General features: G+C 72.2%; 16 protein-coding genes and 2 pseudogenes. 11 read left to right on the forward strand and 7 right to left on the reverse strand.

The features are described 5' to 3' along the window. Window positions 1–10: 10 nt before the first annotated feature. The gene (locus tag OG272_RS04140) at window positions 11–901 is read right to left on the reverse strand and encodes an SIS domain-containing protein (RefSeq protein ID WP_327731152.1); all 891 of its coding nucleotides are present in this window, start codon (window positions 899–901) and stop codon (window positions 11–13) included. Between the two features lie 81 nt (window positions 902–982). On the opposite strand from OG272_RS04140, the pseudogene OG272_RS04145 reads away from it, so the two are divergent. Beyond that, window positions 983–1099: pseudogene (locus OG272_RS04145) on the forward strand (alkaline phosphatase); the annotation flags it as partial. Between the two features lie 259 nt (window positions 1100–1358). Here the strand turns inward: OG272_RS04145 and OG272_RS04150 are convergent. Further along, window positions 1359–2363 carry an Lrp/AsnC family transcriptional regulator gene (locus tag OG272_RS04150; protein WP_327731151.1) on the reverse strand — a complete coding sequence of 335 codons (1005 nt, stop codon included), beginning with the start codon at window positions 2361–2363 and terminating at the stop codon, window positions 1359–1361. 197 nt (window positions 2364–2560) lie between these two features. Here OG272_RS04150 and OG272_RS04155 point away from each other — a divergent pair, with 197 nt between their 5' ends. Then, on the forward strand, window positions 2561–3892 hold the full coding sequence (locus tag OG272_RS04155) for an Nramp family divalent metal transporter (RefSeq protein ID WP_327731150.1): 1332 nt from the start codon (window positions 2561–2563) through the stop codon (window positions 3890–3892). Continuing rightward, the gene (locus OG272_RS04160; RefSeq protein ID WP_327731149.1) at window positions 3889–5388 is read left to right on the forward strand and encodes an amidase; all 1500 of its coding nucleotides are present in this window, start codon (window positions 3889–3891) and stop codon (window positions 5386–5388) included. Before OG272_RS04155 ends, OG272_RS04160 begins: the two co-directional genes overlap by 4 nt. Before the next feature lie 91 nt (window positions 5389–5479). Here OG272_RS04160 and OG272_RS04165 read toward each other — a convergent pair whose 3' ends face one another. After that, complete coding sequence (locus OG272_RS04165) at window positions 5480–6460, reverse strand: hypothetical protein (protein ID WP_327731148.1); 981 nt, start codon at window positions 6458–6460, stop codon at window positions 5480–5482. Window positions 6461–6639: 179 nt separating this feature from the next. On the opposite strand from OG272_RS04165, the gene OG272_RS04170 reads away from it, so the two are divergent. Continuing rightward, a complete protein-coding gene (locus OG272_RS04170; protein ID WP_327731147.1) occupies window positions 6640–8901 on the forward strand; it encodes a heavy metal translocating P-type ATPase in 2262 nt (753 codons plus the stop codon). A gap of 306 nt (window positions 8902–9207) precedes the next feature. Here the strand turns inward: OG272_RS04170 and OG272_RS04175 are convergent, their stop codons facing one another. Then, window positions 9208–10185, reverse strand: coding sequence for a hypothetical protein (locus tag OG272_RS04175; RefSeq protein WP_327731146.1), 978 nt, complete (start codon window positions 10183–10185; stop codon window positions 9208–9210). A gap of 556 nt (window positions 10186–10741) precedes the next feature. Here OG272_RS04175 and OG272_RS04180 point away from each other — a divergent pair. The 5 genes from OG272_RS04180 to OG272_RS04200 all read left to right on the forward strand — a co-directional run bounded on the left by OG272_RS04180 (window position 10742) and on the right by OG272_RS04200 (window position 14523). Further along, window positions 10742–11938 (forward strand): MFS transporter, encoded by a 1197-nt coding sequence (locus OG272_RS04180; protein WP_327731145.1) that lies wholly within the window; start codon window positions 10742–10744, stop codon window positions 11936–11938. Window positions 11939–12117: 179 nt separating this feature from the next. Further along, entirely contained in the window at window positions 12118–12309 is a 192-nt protein-coding gene (gene tgmA / locus OG272_RS04185; RefSeq protein ID WP_013005676.1) for a putative ATP-grasp-modified RiPP, read from the forward strand. A 16-nt stretch (window positions 12310–12325) separates the two neighbouring features. Beyond that, window positions 12326–13318: an ATP-grasp ribosomal peptide maturase gene (gene tgmB, locus OG272_RS04190; RefSeq protein WP_327731144.1), complete on the forward strand. Its 993-nt coding sequence runs from the start codon at window positions 12326–12328 to the stop codon at window positions 13316–13318. Between the two features lie 78 nt (window positions 13319–13396). Next, window positions 13397–14137 carry a maleylpyruvate isomerase family mycothiol-dependent enzyme gene (locus OG272_RS04195; protein WP_326584915.1) on the forward strand — a complete coding sequence of 247 codons (741 nt, stop codon included), beginning with the start codon at window positions 13397–13399 and terminating at the stop codon, window positions 14135–14137. A gap of 62 nt (window positions 14138–14199) precedes the next feature. Continuing rightward, window positions 14200–14523, forward strand: a complete 324-nt coding sequence (locus tag OG272_RS04200) for a DUF6332 family protein (RefSeq protein WP_405892580.1) — start codon at window positions 14200–14202, stop codon at window positions 14521–14523. Here OG272_RS04200 and OG272_RS04205 read toward each other — a convergent pair. Together OG272_RS04205 and OG272_RS04210 are read right to left on the reverse strand one after the other, a co-directional pair. Beyond that, window positions 14487–14564, reverse strand: a pseudogene (locus OG272_RS04205) (DNA-binding response regulator); the annotation flags it as partial. The gene OG272_RS04200 and the pseudogene OG272_RS04205 sit on opposite strands and share 37 nt — an antisense overlap. 188 nt (window positions 14565–14752) lie before the next feature. Continuing rightward, on the reverse strand, window positions 14753–15466 hold the full coding sequence (locus OG272_RS04210) for a TetR/AcrR family transcriptional regulator (RefSeq protein ID WP_327731143.1): 714 nt from the start codon (window positions 15464–15466) through the stop codon (window positions 14753–14755). A gap of 187 nt (window positions 15467–15653) precedes the next feature. Between OG272_RS04210 and OG272_RS04215 the strand changes: the two genes are divergently transcribed. Then, entirely contained in the window at window positions 15654–16106 is a 453-nt protein-coding gene (locus OG272_RS04215) for a nitroreductase family deazaflavin-dependent oxidoreductase (RefSeq protein ID WP_326584913.1), read from the forward strand. A gap of 78 nt (window positions 16107–16184) precedes the next feature. On the opposite strand, the gene OG272_RS04220 is transcribed toward OG272_RS04215, so the two are convergent. Continuing rightward, complete coding sequence (locus OG272_RS04220) at window positions 16185–17390, reverse strand: geranylgeranyl reductase family protein (protein WP_326584912.1); 1206 nt, start codon at window positions 17388–17390, stop codon at window positions 16185–16187. A gap of 182 nt (window positions 17391–17572) precedes the next feature. On the opposite strand from OG272_RS04220, the gene OG272_RS04225 reads away from it, so the two are divergent. Then, window positions 17573–18928, forward strand: a complete 1356-nt coding sequence (locus tag OG272_RS04225; protein ID WP_326584911.1) for a dipeptidase — start codon at window positions 17573–17575, stop codon at window positions 18926–18928. Window positions 18929–19021: the final 93 nt, after the last annotated feature.

Genomic DNA, 19021 nt, shown 5'->3' on the forward strand with positions numbered 1-19021 from the left:
TTCTCCTGTCTCAGCGGTCGTTCGTATCGAGGATCACCGAACGGGTGAGGTGGCGCGGCCGGTCGGGATCGAGGCCTCGGGCGGTGGCCACGGCGACGGCGAGCCGCTGGGCGCGGACCAGTTCGGCGAGCGGATCGAGTGTGCCGGCCACCCACGTCCCGCCGGTCTCCCGCACCTGCTCGGCCAGCCCCTCGGGCGCCTCGCCGAGCATCCAGGTCGCCGTGGACCGGGTGGTGACGCTGATCGGGCCGTGCCGGTATTCCATCGCCGGGTACGCCTCGCTCCACGCCAGCGCGGCCTCGCGCATCTTCAGCGCGGCCTCGTTCGCGAGGCCCACGGTCCAGCCCCGGCCGAGGAAGGTGAACTGGCCGCTGTCGGCGAGCCCTTCGGGCAGCGGTGACTCCAGGGCGGTGCGCGCGTCGGCGACGGCGGCCTCGGTGTGCAGGCCGAGGTGGGCGCGGAGAAGGGTGAGGGCGGTGGTGGCGAAGCGGGTCTGGACGACGGACTTCTCGTCGGCGAAGTCCAGCACGACGACGTCGTCCGCGGCCGTCATCACGGGGGTCTGCGGGTCGGCGGTGATCGCCGTCGTACGCGTACGGCCGCGGAGCGCGTCCAGCAGTTCCAGCACCTCGGTGGTGGTGCCGGAGCGGGTGAGGGCGACGACGCGGTCGTAGGCCCGCCCGTGCGGGAACTCCGAGGCCGCGAAGGCGTCCGTCTCCCCCTGGCCGGAACGCTCGCGCAGCACGGCGGCGGCCTGCGCCATGAAGTACGACGTCCCGCAGCCGACGAGGGCCACCCGCTCCCCCGGCACCGGCAGGATCCCGGTGTGCTCCACCGCTTCGGCGGCGACGCGGGTCCAGCACTCGGGCTGGGTGTTCAGCTCGTCCTCGACGTGGGTCATGCGGTCACCCTCCCGGAGACACCGGAACTCATGCTTGATTGTGCAAGTTATAGCAACATTTCAAGCATCTTCAAGCAAGTCGGCGCGCCCGCCCTGTCCCTCGTGACGAACGCACTCGGCATCGCGAGCGAGTCGGCCGTGCGGCACCGGTTCAGGATCGTGGTGACGGGCGGGGTGGCCCGCGACCAGTCGTACGAACTCGGACGTGGTCGCGGCCGACTCCGGCGAGCCGGCGCGGCGGCCCTTCGCCTGGATCTGTGCGACCGGGTCGGTGGACACCCTGGTCGCGGGCGCGGTGGAGGCGGAGGCGGAGGCGGAGGCGGAGGCGGAGGCGGAGGCGGAGGCGGAGGCGGAGGCGGAGGCGGAGGCGGAGGCGCCGGAGACGGTACGGGGCTTCGAGGAGGCCGAGGTACGGGTCCGTCGCCGTCTGGGGCCCGATGCGCCGGGAGAGGGCGGGTCAGTCCTGCAGCCAAGGGGCCAGCATTCCGCCCCGCTTCAGGGTGGTGAGGACGAGGGAGACGTCGATCGACGCCACCTCGTGGAGCCACGGGGAGCGGGTGACGAAGTCGTGGAGGGCGCTTTCGTCGGGGAACGCGGTGAGGATGAGGAGTTGGCGTTCGCCGGTGACGAAGCTGGCGTAGCGGACGTGGGCGGACTCGGCGAGGGCCGCCGTCACCGAGCCGACCTCGGCCGGGGGTGTCCGGGCCCAGAGGACGGCCTCGACCGGCAGTCCGAGCACGGCGGGTTCGATCACGGCGCGGATGCGGACCTTGCCCTCGCGCCGCAGCGCCCCGAGGCGGCGTCTCGCGGTGGCCTCCGACACGCCCGACACGCGCGCGAGTTCGTCGTAGGTGCGGCGCCCGTCCTCGGCCAGGGCGTGCAGCAACAGCCGGTCGGCGCGGGAGAGTTCGGGTGATGTCTCACCGGCGGGCAGGGGATCGGTGACCGGCGGCGACGTGGCGCCGGAAGGGGCCGAGCCCTTCAGCGCGGCGATCTCGGCCTCGGTGAGGAGGCCCGCGTGCCACTCGCGGATCGTGCGGACATGGCGCAGCACCGGGAGGGTGCGGGTCTCCAACACGCCCGGCAGGCCGGCGAGTTCGTCCAGTACCAGGCCCGCCAGCCGTTCGCGGGGCCAGCGCAGTTCCGCGAGGCAGTCCGGGGTGCCGGTGAGAACGTGGGCGAAGACGCAGTCGGGGCGGCGGGCCAGCGCGGTGGCGGTGACCCGGGCCCGGCCGGGCGCGCAGCGGACGCCGACCACCACGCTGCGGCCACGCATCGCCATGGCCCCGATCCGCACCAGACCGGTCTCCAGCAGCCGGGTGCCCCGGCGGACGACGGTGCGTTCGGGCTCGCCGAGGGCCGCCGCGATGCGGTGCCAGGCGGCCCGGCCGTCGATCTGCAGCGCGCTGATGATGCGCCGGTCCAGCGAATCCGTCACGGGGCCGGTCTGCGATGCGTCCATCGGCCCCAGAGTATGGCGGATTCCGTCAACTCCGCAGGGGTTCTTGTTCCCTTCCGTCGCCGTGGCCCAGCCTGCCGTGAAGTGGAATCGCATGGTCCCGCACGGTCTCCCCGCCGTGCGGGCGCGCCCACCGTCCCCCTCTCGACCCGCACACGCCGCACGAACCCATGACTCCCGTAACTCCCCGATATACGGAGATGGTTGACGTGACCGCGACTCCCGGCAGTCCCCCACGTTCCCCGGCCAGCGACCCCACCGCGCCCGCGCCCCTGCGGCCCGCCGACACCCGGCGCGGCCGCCTGGCTCTCCTGGGTCCCGGTCTGGTGCTGGCCGCCGCGAGTGTGGGCGCGGGCGACATGGTGACGTCGCTCGCGGGCGCCGCCGGGTACGGGATGGCGTTGATGTGGGCGATCGTCATCGGTGTCGTCCTCAAGTACACGCTCACCGAGGCGGTGGGCCGCCTGTATCTGGCCACCGGGCAGACCGTGATCGCGAGCCTGAAGTCGGCCGCCCGCTGGCTCCCGGCGGCGTTCTTGCTCTTCGTCCTGGTCATCGGGCTGCTCTACGGGGCGGCCCTCAGCTCGGTGGCGTCACTGGCACTGTCCACGCTGTTCCCCGTGCTGCCGGTCAGGCCCGTCGCCGTGGTGATCGCACTGACGGCCGCCGCGATCGTGTACGTCGGGCGGTACGCGGTGTTCGAGCGGGTGATGAGCGTCTTCCTGCTCGCCAAGTTCCTCGGCATGGCCGTCCTGGCGGTGGCCACGCTCGCCACCGCCGACGATCTGCCCGGCCTGCTCGGCACGCTGCGCCCCAGGCTGCCGGAGGGTGACGTGGTGACGGTACTGGCCCTGGTCGGCGGCGTGGGCGGGACCGCCGGGATCGCCTCATACAGCTACTGGGTGCGGGAGAAGGGCTGGGCGGACCGGAGCCGGCTGCGGATCGTGCGGGCGGACTCGGCGGTGAGTTACGGCGTCACCCTGCTCTTCGTGCTGTGCACGACGGTGGTGGGCACGGGACTGCTGTACGGCACGGGCGGGAGCATCACCGGCAGCGACGGGCTGGCCGCGCTCGCCGATCCGCTCGGCGCCGATCTGGGGTCGGTGGCGCGGGTGCTGTTCCTGGGGACGTTCTTCCTGGTGACGCTGAGCGCGCTCGTCGGCGGCTTCAACGGCCTGTGCTACATGCTCGCCGACTCGCTGCGGACGCTGCGCGGCATTCCGGACGCCGAGGCGGAGCCCCACATCGCGCAGAACGGCGGCCCGTTCCGCCTGTTCGTCCTCTACTGCGCCGTCACCTCGGTCGTCGTCACCTTCCTGGGCCGGCCGGTGTCCCTGGTGCTCACCTACGCCGCCGTCGGCTCGCTGATCCTGCCGTTGCTCGCCAGCGCGCTGCTGGTGCTGCTCAACCGCCGGAACGTGGAGCCCGCGCTGCGCAACCGCATCACCTCGAACGTACTGCTGGGCGGCTCCTTCGTGCTCTTCGGAGTGCTCGCGGTCGTCCAGCTCAAGGACTCCCTGGGAGGGGCGTGAACCACCTCGTGAACCACCTCGTCGACCACCCCGCGCAGTACCCCGTGAACCCGACGGGCGACGCGGACCCGACGGACGACCTGTGCTTCCGGACCGCTTACGAACTCTCCGTCGCGCTGGCGCGCCGTGAGATCTCCGCGCGGGAGGTGGTGACCGCCCATCTGGAACGGATCGAGCGGGTCAATCCGGCGGTGAACGCGATCGTGACGCTGGTGGCCGACCAGGCGCTGGAGCAGGCGTCCGAGGCGGACGACCGGATGGCGGCCGGGGAGCCGGTCGGTCCGCTGCACGGGCTGCCCGTCGCGCACAAGGACCTGCACGACACGGCGGGCATCCGGACGACGTCCGGTTCGCCGATCTTCGCCGACCGGGTGCCCGGCCGTGACCATCTGGTCGTCGAGCGGCTGCGGAAGGCGGGGGCCATCACCCTCGGCAAGACCAACGTCCCCGAACTGGGCCTGGGTTCGCACACCGTCAACCCCGTCTTCGGGGCCACCCGCAACCCGTACGACCTCTCCCGCAGCGCGGGCGGCAGCAGCGGTGGGGCGGGAGCGGCCCTCGCCTGCGGGATGCAGCCCATCGCCGACGGCAGCGACACCGGTGGCTCGCTGCGCAATCCCGCCTCCTTCAACAACGTCGTCGGGCTGCGCCCGTCACCCGGCCGTGTGCCGTCCTGGCCCGACAAGGCGCCCTGGGGCCAGTTGTCGGTGAAGGGGCCGATGGCCCGGACCGTGGCGGACGTCGCCCTGACCCTGTCCGTGCTGGCCGGTCCGGACCCCCGCGACCCGCGCTCGCTGCAGACACCCGGCTCCACGTTCGCCTGGCAACTCGACGGTCATCTACGGGGGTTGCGGGTCGCCTGGTCACCCGATCTCGGCGGGCAGGTGCCCGTCGACCCGGAGGTACGGGACGCGCTGCGCCCGGCGGTGGAGGCGTTCTCCGCGCTGGGCTGCGACGTCGAGGAGGCCTGCCCGGACCTCACGGGCGCGGACGAGGTCTTCCTCGCCCAGCGCGCCTGGCAGGTCGAGCTCTCCTACGGGGCGCTGCTGGACGAGCACCGCGAACGGCTGGCCCCGGACGTGATCTGGAACATCGAGGAGGGCCGCAGGCTCGGCGGACCCGACCTGGGGCGGGCTCAGGCCCTGCATGGCGCCCTCTTCCACCGGGTCCGCGAGTTCTTCGAACGGTACGACCTGCTGTTGCTGCCGGTCAGCCAGGTCGCCCCCTTCGACATCGAGCTGGCGTACCCGACGGTCGTCGACGGCACCCCGATGGAGACCTATCTCGACTGGATGCGCTCGGCGTACCTGATCTCCGTCACGGGCTGCCCCGCCCTGTCCGTCCCGGCCGGGTTCACCCCGGAGGGCCTGCCGGTCGGGCTGCAGATCGTCGGCCCGCACCGCCGGGACTGGTCGGTCCTGAAGGCCGGGCACGCCTTCGAACGGGCGACGCGGGTCGGCGAGCGTCGGCCGCCGGTGGTGAGGGCCGACGCGTAGGCGCTCCGCTGGGGGCGCGGTGATACGTCCGCGGGCCGGTGGGGGCTTGTCGCGCGGTTCCCCGGGCACCTTATGGGGCGCGGTACCGCCGTCAGTGCGTGTGATCGGCCGAAGGCGCCGCCGGTACTTCCGTTGGCGCCGCTTCTCCGGCCCGGACCGTGAACGCCGCCGTGTGGACCTTGCCTTCGTGCTTGAAGTCGAGGAACAGGCGGTAGGCGCCGTCGCTGGGGGCGGTGGCCGTGAAGGAGATGTCCGGGCCGGGGTCGGTCTTGCCGTCGCCGGGTTCGCCGTTCGGGTGGACGTGCAGGTAGGCGAGGTCGCCGGAGCGCAGGGCGACCAGGTGGCCGTACGCGCCCAGGTAGGGCTGGAGGTCGGTGACGGGCCTGCCGTCGCGGGAGACCTTGAGCCTGAGTTCGCTCGCGGCGCCCGGGCGCAGTCCGCCGTCCAGCTCGACCTCGTAGCCGTTGACCTCGGCGGTGCCGCTCGGCGCCGGCAGTTTCCCCGGTTTGTACGTGCCCGAGGCCGCGAGGTCGGCGCCGAGCGTGAGGTTCTCGGCGTCCTCACCGGCCGGGGTGAAGTCGGCGAAGACGCGGTAGCCGCCCGCCCCGGGGAGGTCCACGGGGGTGCTCCAGGTGCCGTCGGCGGCGCGGGAGGGATGCAGGTGGCGGTAGGTGCCCAGGTCGCGTGAGGCGACGATGAGGTGGAGTTCCTTGTCGTGCTCGCGCTGGTACCCGGTGACGGCGCGGCCGTCCTCGTCCCGGATGACGAACCGCAGGTCGGTCCGCTGCCCCGCGGTGACATCCGGGGTCCGCAGATCGAGCGTGTAACCGCCTTCGGAGATCTGCAGCCCGCCGGCCGGGGCCGACGCGTGCCCGCCCTCGCCCTCTCCGCGATCCGTATCCGGTGACTCCTCGTTGTGACCGTCGTGGTGCGCGGGCGCGCTCTCTGCGGTGTCCGCGGTGTCCGCGGTGTCCGAGACGACGGGTTCGATGCCCTTGCCCACGCCGTAGGCGGTGCCGAACGTCGCGGCCAGCGCTGCGGCGAACGCGGTGATCCTCAGTCCGGTGTTCATGGCCGTCTCCTTCGAGGTCCGGGTCTCCAGCACAGCTCACGATACCCCTATGGGGTATACAGTCAAGCGCTGCGGATGACTTGCCACTGATACCCTCCGGGGGTATACAGGCAGTGCGACGAGGATACCCCCGCCCCGTATCAGGCTCGATCGCCGCCCACGATCTACGAGGAGCAGCCATGACCATCACCAGGACCGGGCCCGCCGCCGAGGTGGAGCTCACCATCGGCGGTATGACCTGTGCCTCCTGCGCGGCTCGCATCGAGAAGAAGCTGAACCGCATGGACGGCGTCACGGCCACGGTCAACTACGCCACCGAGAAGGCGAAGGTCAGCTATGCCGACGACGTCGCGGTGCGGGATCTGATCGCCACCGTCGAGGCGACCGGCTACACGGCACACGAGCCCGCGCCGCCCGCACCGGCCGAGCCCGGGAGCACCGGCGAGGCGGCGGACGACGCGCTGCTGCCGCTCCGGCAGCGGCTGATCACCGCGGTGGCGCTGGCCGTCCCCGTCGTCGCGATGGCCATGATCCCGGCACTGCAGTTCACGTACTGGCAGTGGCTGTCCCTGACACTGGCGGCGCCCGTGGTCACGTACGCCGGGTGGCCCTTCCACCGCGCCGCCTGGACGAACGCCCGGCACGGCGCCGCCACCATGGACACCCTGATCTCCATCGGCACCCTGGCCGCGTTCGGCTGGTCGCTGTGGGCCCTGTTCTTCGGAACGGCGGGCACACCGGGCATGACGCACCCCTTCGAGCTGACCATCGTCCGCGGTGACGGCGCCGGAAGTATCTATCTGGAGGCCGCGGCCGGGGTGACCGCCTTCATCCTCGCCGGGCGCTACTTCGAGGCCCGCTCCAAGCGGAAGGCGGGCGCGGCGCTACGGGCACTGCTGGAACTGGGGGCGAAGGACGTCACCGTGCTCACTCGGGACGGCGGTGAACGGACCGTCCCCGTGGCCGAGTTGAAGGCCGGCGACCGCTTCCTGGTGCGTCCCGGTGAGAAGATCGCCACCGACGGGACGGTCGTGGAGGGCTCGTCCGCCGTGGACGCGTCCATGCTCACCGGCGAGTCTGTGCCCGTGGAGGTCGTGGCCGGCGACCCGGTCACCGGCGCCACCGTCAACGCGGGCGGACGTCTCGTCGTCGAGGCCACGAGGGTCGGCGCCGACACCCAACTGGCCCGGATGGCGAAGCTGGTGGAGGACGCGCAGAACGGCAAGGCCGCGGCGCAACGGCTCGCGGACCGGATCTCCGCCGTCTTCGTGCCGATCGTGATCGCCCTCGCCCTGGGCACCCTCGGCTTCTGGCTCGGCAACGGCGCCGGGCTCACGGCCGCGTTCACCGCCGCCGTCGCCGTACTGATCATCGCCTGCCCCTGCGCCCTGGGGCTGGCCACGCCGACCGCGCTGCTGGTCGGCACCGGGCGCGGCGCCCAGCTGGGCATCCTGATCAAGGGCCCGGAGGTGCTGGAGTCCACCCGCAGGGTCGACACCGTAGTCCTCGACAAGACCGGCACCGTCACCACCGGGCGCATGACCCTGCTGGCCGTGCGCCCCGCCGACGGCACCGACGAGGCCGAAGTCCTGCGACTGGCGGGCGCGTTGGAGCACGCCTCCGAGCATCCGGTCGCCCGTGCCGTCGCCGAGGGCGCGTCGGCGCGGCTCGGCTCGCTGCCCGCGCCGGAGGACTTCGCGAACGTACCCGGCCTCGGTGTGCAGGGGATCGTCGACGGTCACGCGGTCCTCGTCGGCCGCGAACGACTCCTCGCCGACTGGGCGATGGAACTGCCGGCGGACCTCCGGCGTGCCAAGGACGAGGCAGAGGCGTCCGGCCGTACGGCCATCGCGGTGGCCTGGGACGGCGAGGCGCGCGCGCTGCTCGAAGTCGCCGATGCGGTGAAGGAGACCAGCGCGGAGGCGATCACCCGGCTGCGCGCGCTCGGCCTCACCCCGATCCTGCTGACCGGAGACAACCGCGCCGTGGCCGAGTCCGTCGCCCGCGAGGTCGGTATCGCGCCCGAGGACGTGATCGCGGAGGTGCTGCCGCAGGACAAGGTCGACGTCGTCAAACGGCTGCAGGACGAAGGCCGTTCGGTCGCGATGGTCGGTGACGGCGTCAATGACGCGGCCGCGCTCGCGCAGGCCGACCTGGGGCTGGCCATGGGCACGGGCACGGACGCGGCGATCGAAGCCGGCGACCTGACTCTCGTACGAGGCGACCTGCGCGCGGCGGCCGACGCCATCCGCCTCGCCCGGCGGACCCTCGGCACCATCCGGTCCAACCTGTTCTGGGCCTTCGCCTACAACGTGGCCGCCCTGCCGCTCGCGGCGGCCGGCCTCCTCAACCCGATGATCGCCGGGGCGGCCATGGCCTTCTCCTCGGTGTTCGTCGTCGGCAACTCCCTGCGCCTGCGGTCGTTCCGGGCGGCCGACTGAAGCAACTCGCCGACACCGACATCGGATTGTCCCTTGGCCGAGGAATTGACGGACACAGAAGGAGAGTGATTCGACATGGCGCCGCTGCCCGTCGCTGAAAATACTGACGAATGGCAGGCTCGATCTACCCCACCCGGACACTCCCACGAAAACGATGAGCGTGTCCCGGCCGGTTCCACGGAGACCTCCCGGAGGTTGCGCCGACGAGCGCTTTTCCGGGATTACTGGATCGAGGTCGACGAATTTCCCTTGCTCACGCCGCGCCAATTCCGTCGAGGGCGGTAAGGAGAAATACGACGCGGCCGGTCACCGGTCGTGGCGCTCACCGAGGTCGGCGAGAAGCAGGTTCGGGTCCCGCATGGTGAAAAAGGCGCCGCTGGTCACATAGACCGTTCGATGACGTACGGCCACGGAGGTCGGGTTGGAGTGCCCGTCCTCCTGGGTGAGGACGACGGTGTGGGTGCCGTCCGGGCGCACGAGGGCGAGTTCGTTGTCGAGGAACATGGCGGCGAGAACGGTGTCCCCGCGGCCGGTGAAGGCGAAGTCGTCGATTCCACCGAGCCCCGTCGCCCTGGTCTCGATCGGGCCCGCCGACCCGTTCCGGCGCACGGGAATGCGGAGCAGCGTTCCTCGGTCGCTGTTGGAAACCCATACGGCTCCGTCGTGGACCTTGAGTCCGTTCGCGCCGACACCGAAGCCGCCCTCCGAGCCGGGGACGGGGTCCAGGGCGGTGTCCTTGGCCCATTCCGTGGGCGTGCCGCCCTGCTGCGGGACGCTCCAGACGGTTCCCAGCACCGAGTCGGCGACGTAGAGGACGCCTCGGCGCTCGTCGAGGCCGATGGCGTTGGGCAGTCCGTTCGAAGGCAGTTGCGCGATCTGGCGGGGCGCGCCGCCGGGGGCGACGCGCCAGACGCCGGTCTTGCGGGTTCCGGTGGCGTAGGTGACGTAGAGCGTGCCGTCGTGGGCGCGGGCGATGCCGAGGACGATGTCGTCGCCGACGACCGGTGTCCGCGGGTTCGCCTCGGCGGGCAGGGTCGCGCGGATCCGGGTGTGCCCCTGCTTGGTGACATGGGCGATCTGGCGGGCGGCCGAGAAGGTCAGGTCGGCGGAGCCGTCGGGTTCGAGGGCGATGTTCTCCGGTGTCTGTCCCTGGGCGAAGTCGAAGTGGGCGACGACACGCGGACGGGACACGGTCACCTCGCCGCTCGGCGGGGGTGCCGCGGCCAGCAGGGCGACGACGGCGGTGGCCGCGGCGACACCGGACAGATAGGGAAGTCGGGGCATGCGTCTCTCCTTGGAAGGGCGCGGAGCGCCGGGGTGCGACGCACACGAACATGACGGGGCGTCAGTCGAGGGCGGTGGCCGTCACGGCCGGGCGTTCGCCCGCACGGCCCACGGCATGCGGCCGGTCGAGTTCCCCGCCGGGACCCGATCGGGTCGCGGGGACGAGACGGCCCCGCTTCCTGACCTGCCACGGCGAACGGCGAGGGACCACCCCCGGTCGGAGCGGGCCGTCGCCGTGGAAACGGAACAACGGAACAGGGATGGGGCAGCCCTCTCGTCGGCGGTCGGCGGTGAGGGAGGAACTCGGGATCACCCCCGGCACCCTGGGGCCGCACGCCCAGGTCAGGGGCACCTCGGCCCCCGCCCTCACTCTCTGCGGCCGCGCACACGGCCACCCCGCCGGAGCACTTCGTATCTGAGGACCCTCACACCGTGGGCGGCCTCACCCCACCCGCAGACCGCCCTGCCCCGCCACCCAGATGACCTTGCCCCGGCCTTCGGCCCCACCTAGCCTGGTTTTGTGCCGCGAATAAACAAAACCCGAACGCACAACGCCGTGCCGGGCCACGACAGCGACCTCTCACGCCTCCACGTCCTCCGCGTCCTCCGCATCGCCATCACCGCCTTCTTCGCCCTCGACGGCTTCGTCTTCGCCGGCTGGGTGGTCAGAATCCCCGCGATCAAGGAGCAGACCGGCGCCTCACCCGGCGCGCTGGGCCTCGCGCTGCTGGGCGTGTCCGCCGGAGCGGTGATCACGATGATGCTCACCGGCCGGCTCTGCCGCCGTTTCGGCAGCCACCCGGTGACGGTCGCCTGCGCCGTCCTGCTGTCCCTCAGCGTGGCCCTGCCCCCGCTCACCCACTCGGCGCTGGCGCTGGGCGCGGTACTGCTGGTCTTCGGTGCTGCCTTCGGCGGGATCAACGTCGCCTTCAACAGCGCCGCCGTGGATCTGGTGGCCGCGCTGGGGCGACCCGTCATGCCCGGTTTCCATGCCGCGTTCAGCCTCGGCGGCATGCTCGGGGCAGGGGTCGGCAGCCTGGTCGCGGACTCCCTTTCCCCGACGCGCCATCTGCTCGGCATCACCGTGATCGGCCTCCTGGTGACCGCCGTTGCCGCTCCCACCCTGCTGCGCCACGAACCCCCGGAACCACCGAACCGCGCCGCCGAGCGGGAGGACCGGGCGACCGGCGACCGCCGCCTCGACGGCCGTACCCGCGGCCTGGTCGTCGTCCTCGGTCTGATCGCCGGATGCACGGCGTACGGCGAGGGGGCGCTGGCCGACTGGGGCGCCCTGCATCTGGAGGCGGACCTGGACACCTCGCCCGGAGTCGCGGCGATCGGTTACTCGTGTTTCGCGCTCGCCATGACGATCGGCCGGCTGACCGGGACGACCCTGCTGGAACGCCTGGGCAGGACCACGGTGCTCGTGGCCGGTGGCGCGACCGCGACGGCCGGCATGCTGCTCGGCGCCCTCGCCCCCTCCGTGTGGGCGACCCTGCTCGGCTTCGCGGTCACCGGTCTGGGCCTCGCCAACATCTTCCCGGTCGCCATCGAACGCGCCGGCGCTTTGGCCGGGCCCAGCGGGGTGGCCACGGCCTCCACCCTCGGCTATCTCGGCATGCTCCTCGGCCCACCCGCGATCGGTTTCATGGCCGAATGGTTCTCCCTGCCCGCCGCGCTCACCAGCGTCGCGGTACTCGCCGCGTTCGCCTCCGCCATCGCGTTCACCACCCGCCACTCGACCGCGAAATGACCACTCACCGTTGCCCCGTGACACCTCGCGGTGCATGAAGTCAGCCCTCCGAGAACATGAGGCAACCATTCAGTCGTTCGATTCGTATAACTCCCTGGAGGCACTGCGACCCGGCCGAACAGAGGGCGGCCGGAGCGTCACCATCCGGTTTTCCGGATGGTCCCGAACAAGGAGAAACGATGCGACTGTTCGTGCTCAACTACGCTCGCGCCGCTGAGCAGTTGGAGTTCAGCGCTCCGTACACCTACGACTCCGGGCTGCAGTTGAACGTGCTCGCCGACGGGCGGATAGCCGCTCATGACCAGGGCCTGATGAGGGAATTGGGGGCGACGACGTCCACCGCGGGCTCGAAGACCCATTTCGACGACTGAACGCGGACCGGCGACGATGACGGTGCTGATCCTCACCTGCGAACAGGATGTGACGGCGGACCTAGTGGTCGCGCAACTCAACAGGACCGGCGTCCCGGTGGTCCGGCTCGACCCCGCCGACCTGCCCGGCGCGGTGGCGCTCTCCGGGGAGTACGTGCACGGCTCCTTCCGCGGGCATCTGTCCGCCGGGGGCCGCCTGGTGAGCATGAGCGGGCTGCGGTCGATCTGGCTGCGCCGACCGGGGGTTCCGGCCGGCCGGGTCGCCGAGCCGTCCGCATGGCTGACCGAGGAGTCCTCGCAGGCCCTGTACGGCATGCTCCGCGGCACGGGCGCCCGCTGGATGAACGACCCGGACGCCGCCCGGCGGGCTCGCCACAAGCCGTGGCAGCTTCGGCACGCCCAGCGCTGCGGACTCCCCGTACCGGCCACGCTGATCACCACGTTCCCGCAGGCCGCCCGCGACTTCGCCGAACGCTTCCCGGACCTGGTGGTGAAGCCGGTCTCCGGCACCCATCCGCAGGAGCCCGCCCGGACGGTCCCCACCAGCCGTATCGCGCCCGGCACCGACTTCACCGCCGTCGCGTTCGGCCCGACGCTGTTGCAGCGCCGGATCGCCAAGACCGCCGACATCCGGCTCACCGCCGTCGGCGACCGCATGCTGGCCGCCCGCAAAGCCGTCGCCCCGGACGCGCACCCCGACGAGGTCGACGTCCGCTTCGCCCCCTCCACCGCGCCCTGGCAGCCGGTCGACGTCCCGGCCCGCACCGCCACGGCCGTGCGCACCTACCTCCGTGACGCCGAACTCACCTACGGGGCCTTCGACTTCGCGGAGGACGCGGACGGGATCTGGTGGTTCCTGGAGTGCAACCAGTCGGGCCAGTTCGGGTTCGTGGAGATGGACACCGGCCAGCCGATCGCCCACAGCGTCGCCGAGTGGCTGGCACACGAGGAACCGGTGGCGGGAACGCGCCGCGACGGCCGGATCCGGGCGGCGCCCCGACATCCCTGACGACCCACCGGTGAGCCGAAGCGCCCGCCCCGGCCGGGGCGGGCGCTTCGAGCACGCTCCATCCGGCAGACTCGCCCCATGGAGACTGCCGAGCACATCAGCGCCCTGGACGAGGAAGGCCGACTGCTCGCCGCGGCCGCCCGCAAGGCCGGTACGGACGCCGAGGTGCCGACCTGCCCGAAGTGGCGGGTACGGGACCTGGTACGGCACACGGGAGTCGTGCACCGCTGGGCCACGGCGTTCGTCGCCGAGGGCCATGCCTCTCCCCGGCCCCTCGGCAGCGACCCGGAGCTGGACGGCGACGCTCTGCTGACCTGGTTCGAGGACGGCCACCGGCGCCTCGTCGACACCCTGCGCACCGCACCCGCCGACGTCGACTGCTGGAACTTCCTGCCCGCCCCGTCCCCGCTGGCCTTCTGGGCACGCCGTCAGGCCCACGAGACGGCCGTCCACCGTGCCGACGCGCAGTCCGCTCTCGGCGGCGAACTCGGCGAGCCCGCGGTGGACTTCGCCGTCGACGGCATCGACGAACTCCTGCTCGGCTTCCACGCCCGCGACAGGAGCCGGGTGCGCACCGAGACGCCGCGTGTCCTGCGGGTGCGGGCGACGGACACGGACGCCGTCTGGACCGTACGACTGTCGTCGGAGCCGCCCGTGGCGGAGCGCGCGGAAGCGTCGAAGGCCGGGGACGTGGACTGCGAGATCGCGGGACCGGCGCCCCGCCTGTACCTGTCCCTGTGGAACCGGCTCCCGTTGCCCGCCGCCACCGGCGACCCCTCACTCGCGGAACTGTGGCGGGAGACCTCGGGCATCGGCTGAACCGGGCCCGGCGGCGTGCCCGTTGCCTTGTCCGGTACGCCCGCCGCCCGCACACTCACCCCATGGGGAGACGAACGCAGGCCGAGCGGGACGCGATGACCACGGAGATCGGATTCGCGTTCTTCGCGGGGGCGGTGCTGGCGGGCGCGGCCTATTTCGGCGTGACCGAACTCCTCCCGCACTTCTTCGGCTCGCTGCGCGGCCGGTGGAGTCTGCTCGGGCCCCTCGCACTCTCCGTGACCGTGGTGGTGTTCGTCGCGGTCGTCACGATCGTGCTGACCCGCTTCCGGCGTGCCACACGGGTCAGCCGACAGGTTCCCGAAGAGCCCGGTCGGCCGCGCTCCGCCCAGCCCAGCCAGCCCGGCCGCACCAACCCCGACTCGTAGGCCGGCACGACGAGTTGGGCACGGTCGCGGGCGCGCCGCTTCCACCACGGGGGTCCGCCCCGTGCCATCGCCGGCACGGTGGCCCGCCCCACGCCGGGGGGGCCACCCGCCTGCGCACCCTGCTCCGCCACACCGGCCACTCTGGACGCCGCCCACCGGGCACGACGTCACCCGAGCGAGGTGACCACCCCTACTCCCGGCGCAGTACGCCCCGCCGGGCCGGGGGGCATCAGCGCGCCGCCGCCTCGGACTGCGGGAACACCAGACCGACGTGGTGGGCGAGTTGGCCCGCCGCGTGCCGGAAGAACACCGCACGGTCCTCGACCACCCGGTTGAACTGCCCGAACACCTCGAAGCTGACCAGGCCGAACAGCTGCGCCCATGCCCCGACCAGCACCGCGACCAGCTCCGGCGGCAGATCGGGCGCGACGTGCTCCGCCATCCGCCGCGCCTCCGGCCGCACCTCGGCGGGCAGCTTCCACTGGGCCACACCCTTGTCCCGGTAGGCATCCCGCACGATCCGGATCAGCAACTGCCCGGCCCGGGACGCGGCAGGCAGGGTCGTGTCGGGCGCGGTGTACCCGGGCACGGGCGAACCGTAGATCAACGCGTACTCGTGCGGGCGCGCCAGCGCCCACTGGCGCACCCCTTCGCACACCGCGACCCACTGCCCCGCCGGGCTCTCACCGGCGGCCTTCGCGTGCGCGGCCTCGGCGGCCTCGCCCAGGGAGTCGTAGGCGTCGATGATCAGCGCGGTCAGCAGCTCGTCGCGGCTCGGGAAGTAGCGGTACAGCGCGGAGGAGACCATGCCGAGCTCGCGCGCCACCGCACGCAGCGACAGCTTGGCGGCGCCCTCGGCGGCGAGCTGTCTGCGCGCCTCGTCCTTGATGGCGGCCGTGACCTCGATCCGGGCGCGGGCACGGGCCCCACGTGCTGTGCTCATGCGAAGAGTGTGCCACAAGGGCAGAGCACTGCACACATTTCGGAGCAGCGCTCTCCAATCGGAGCGCCACTCACAAACGAGAGCGCCGCTCTTGCTTGCGAGCACCGATCTCGTGCACACTGCTCTCAAGCGAGAGCAGTGCTCTCCAAATCACTCGGAGAGCAGCTCCACAACGGGAGGACCCCCCATGCCGTCGTCGCCCCACTACATCAAGTCCAACCCCTTCGACCGCGCGCTGAACGGCTTCATCGGCTGGCTCGCCCGCCACGGCGTCAGCCTCCTCGGCACGGCCGAGCTCTCGGTGCGCGGCCGCAAGAGCGGCGAGTGGCGTCGGCTGCCGGTCAACCCGCTGCCGTACGAGGGCGGCCCCTACCTCGTCTCGGCGCGCGGTCACTCCGAGTGGGTGCGCAACATGCGGGCGGCGGGCGGTGGACGGCTGCGGGTGGGCCGCCGGGTGCAGGAGTTCACGGCGGTCGAGCTGTCCGACGAGGAGAAGCCCGTCGTGCTCCGCACCTACCTGAAGAAGTGGGGCTGGGAGGTGGGCCGGTTCTTCGGCGACGTCAACGCCGACTCCTCCGACGCGGAGTTGCTCGCCGCCGCGCCGAAGCACCCCGTCTTCCGGATCACCGTCGAGCGGTGACCGTACGGGGTGCCGACGGATGGCCGGGCCGTGCGGTCCGGCGGTTCCCGGGCCGGCTCTTCGAAACGTTCCCCGGGCCTACTTGTCGAACGCGGTCAGCGCTCGCTGGGCGATCGGGTGGGTGCGGACGATCTCGCCCAGGGAGGTCGACCCGCGTGCGATGTCGACGAAGGCCCGCCAGGCGGGGCGGAAGCCGGTGATCGCCGCGTGGAAGAGCCCGGGCCGCCGCTCGAAGGCGATCAGCAGCCGCTTGCCGACGCTCATCTCGACGCCGAGTCCCGCCTTCACGGCGAACGCGTAGTTCAGGGCCTGGCGGCGGGTGTCCACCGCGTCGGGCGCCTCGGCGATCCGGACCGCCCACTCCCCCGCGAGCCGCCCCGAGCGCAGCGCGAAGGAGATGCCCTCCCGCGTCCACGGCTCCAGCAGTCCCGCCGCGTCGCCGCAGACCAGCACCCGCCCCCGCGAGAGCGGCGAGTCGTCGGCACGGCAACGCGTCAAGTGCCCGGAGGAGACGCTCGGTTCGAAGCCGGCGAGGCCGAGCCGCCCGATGAAGTCCTCCAAGTACCGCTTGGTGGCGGCGCCTTCACCGCGCGCGGAGATCACGCCGACGGTCAGCGTGTCTCCCTTGGGGAAGACCCACCCGTAACTGCCGGGCATCGGGCCCCAGTCGATGAGGACGCGTCCCTTCCAGTCCTCGGCGACGGTCTCCGGAACGGGGATCTCCGCCTCCAGGCCGAGGTCGACCTGGTCGAGCTTCACCCCGACGTGCGCTCCTATGCGGCTGGCACTGCCGTCGGCGCCGACGACGGCCCGCGCGAGCAGCGTCTCGCCGCTCTGCAGGACGACGGCGACCGTGCGCCGGTCGGGCACGGCCGAGCCGTGCTGCTCGACCCGGGTGACCGTGACGCCCGTTCGCAGCTCCGCGCCCGCCTTCTGGGCGTGCTCGACGAGTTGCTGGTCGAACTCGGGCCGGTTGATCAGACCGAACAGCATGTGCTTGGACTTGCGCGTGCGGGCGTAACGGCCGTCGAGGGAGAAGGTGACCGCGTGCACCCGGTCCTTGAGGGGCAGCTCGAAGCCGGGCGGCAGCGCGTCGCGCGAGGGGCCGATGATGCCGCCGCCGCACGTCTTGTACCGCGGCAGCTCCGCCTTCTCCAGCAACAGGACGCTGCGTCCCGCGACCGCCGCCGCGTAGGCGGCCGAGGCCCCCGCGGGGCCCGCACCCACCACGACGACGTCCCACACCCGCTGCACGTCGTCCGCCGAAGAGTTCTCGCTGCTCACGATGGTCTACTGCTCCCGATCCAGCCGCCTGCCGCACCTGTCCCACGCATCCTACGGCGGGTGACGCCGAGGACCGCTGTGGGAGGATCGGCAGCGCATGCGCCCTACACCGACACACCGGGTCAGCGCGTACGCAGCCACATCCCCAGAAGGACAACGTCGCACCCACGAGGAGCGTGCCCATGCCGTCGAACCCGGTCGCCGAGACCGTCGCCTCACTGATTCCCCGGGCGAAGGAGGAGCTCACCGAACTGGTGGCCTTCAGGTCGGTGGCGGACTTCGACCAGTTCCCGAGGAGCGAGAGCGAGGGCGCCGCGCGCTGGGTCGCCGACGCGCTGCGCGCCGAGGGCTTCCAGGACGTGGCGCTGCTCGACACCCCCGACGGCACCCAGTCCGTCTACGGCTACCTGCCGGGGCCCGAGGGCGCGAAGACCGTCCTCCTCTACGCGCACTACGACGTACAGCCGCCGCTGGACGAGGCCGCCTGGGTGTCACCGCCGTTCGAGCTGACCGAGCGCGACGGCCGCTGGTACGGGCGGGGCGCCGCCGACTGCAAGGGCGGCGTGATCATGCACCTGCTGGCCCTGCGCGCGCTCAAGGCGAACGGCGGGGTCCCGGTCCACGTCAAGGTGATCGCCGAGGGCTCCGAGGAGATGGGTACCGGCGGTCTCCAGCAGTACGCGGAGGCGCACCCCGAGCTGCTCGCCGCCGACACCGTCGTCATCGGCGACGCGGGCAACTTCCGCGTCGGCCTGCCGACGGTCACCTCCTCCCTGCGCGGCATGATCCTCATGCGGGTGAAGATCGACGCCCTCGAAGGCAACCTGCACTCGGGACAGTTCGGCGGCGCGGCCCCCGACGCGCTGGCCGCGCTGATCCGCGTCCTCGACTCACTGCGCGCCGAGGACGGCACGACGACCGTCGACGGACTCGCGAGCGACGGGACGTGGGACGGCCTGCAGTACGCCGACGCGCAGTTCCGCGCGGACGCCAAGGTGCTCGACGGCGTGGAGCTGGTCGGCGCCGACACGGTCGCCGACCGCATCTGGGCCCGCCCGGCCGCCACCGTGCTCGGTATCGACGCCCCGCCCGTGGTCGGCGCGACCCCGTCGATCCAGGCGAGCGCCCGCGCCCTGATCGGTCTGCGGGTCCCGCCGGGCGTCGACGTGCAGCAGGCGATCAAGCTGCTCGAAGCCCACCTGGTGGCGCACACCCCGTGGGGCGCCCGGGTGAGCTGCGAACCGATCGGCCACGGCCAGGCGTTCCGCGCCGACACCTCCAGCCCGGCGTACGAGGCGATGGCCTCGGCCATGGCCGTCGCCTACCCCGGCGAGGAGATGCAGTACGCGGGCCACGGCGGCTCCATCCCCCTCTGCAACGCCCTCGCCACCCTCTACCCCGACGCCGAGATCCTGCTCATCGGCCTCAGCGAACCCGAGGCCCGGATCCACGCGGTCAACGAGAGCGTGTCCCCGGAGGAGTTGGAGCGCATGTCGGTGACGGAGGCGTTGTTCCTCCGCAACTACGCGCACAACTGAGCGAACGGACCAACACCGGTGCGGTACCGCGCCCTTCAGGGGCGCGGGGCTGTACCACCTACGGCTCCGCCGCGTGGGCGCGGTCAGCCACGG

The organism is Streptomyces sp. NBC_00104 (genome assembly GCF_045160825.1).
Taxonomy (GTDB): Bacteria; Actinomycetota; Actinomycetes; order Streptomycetales; family Streptomycetaceae; genus Streptomyces.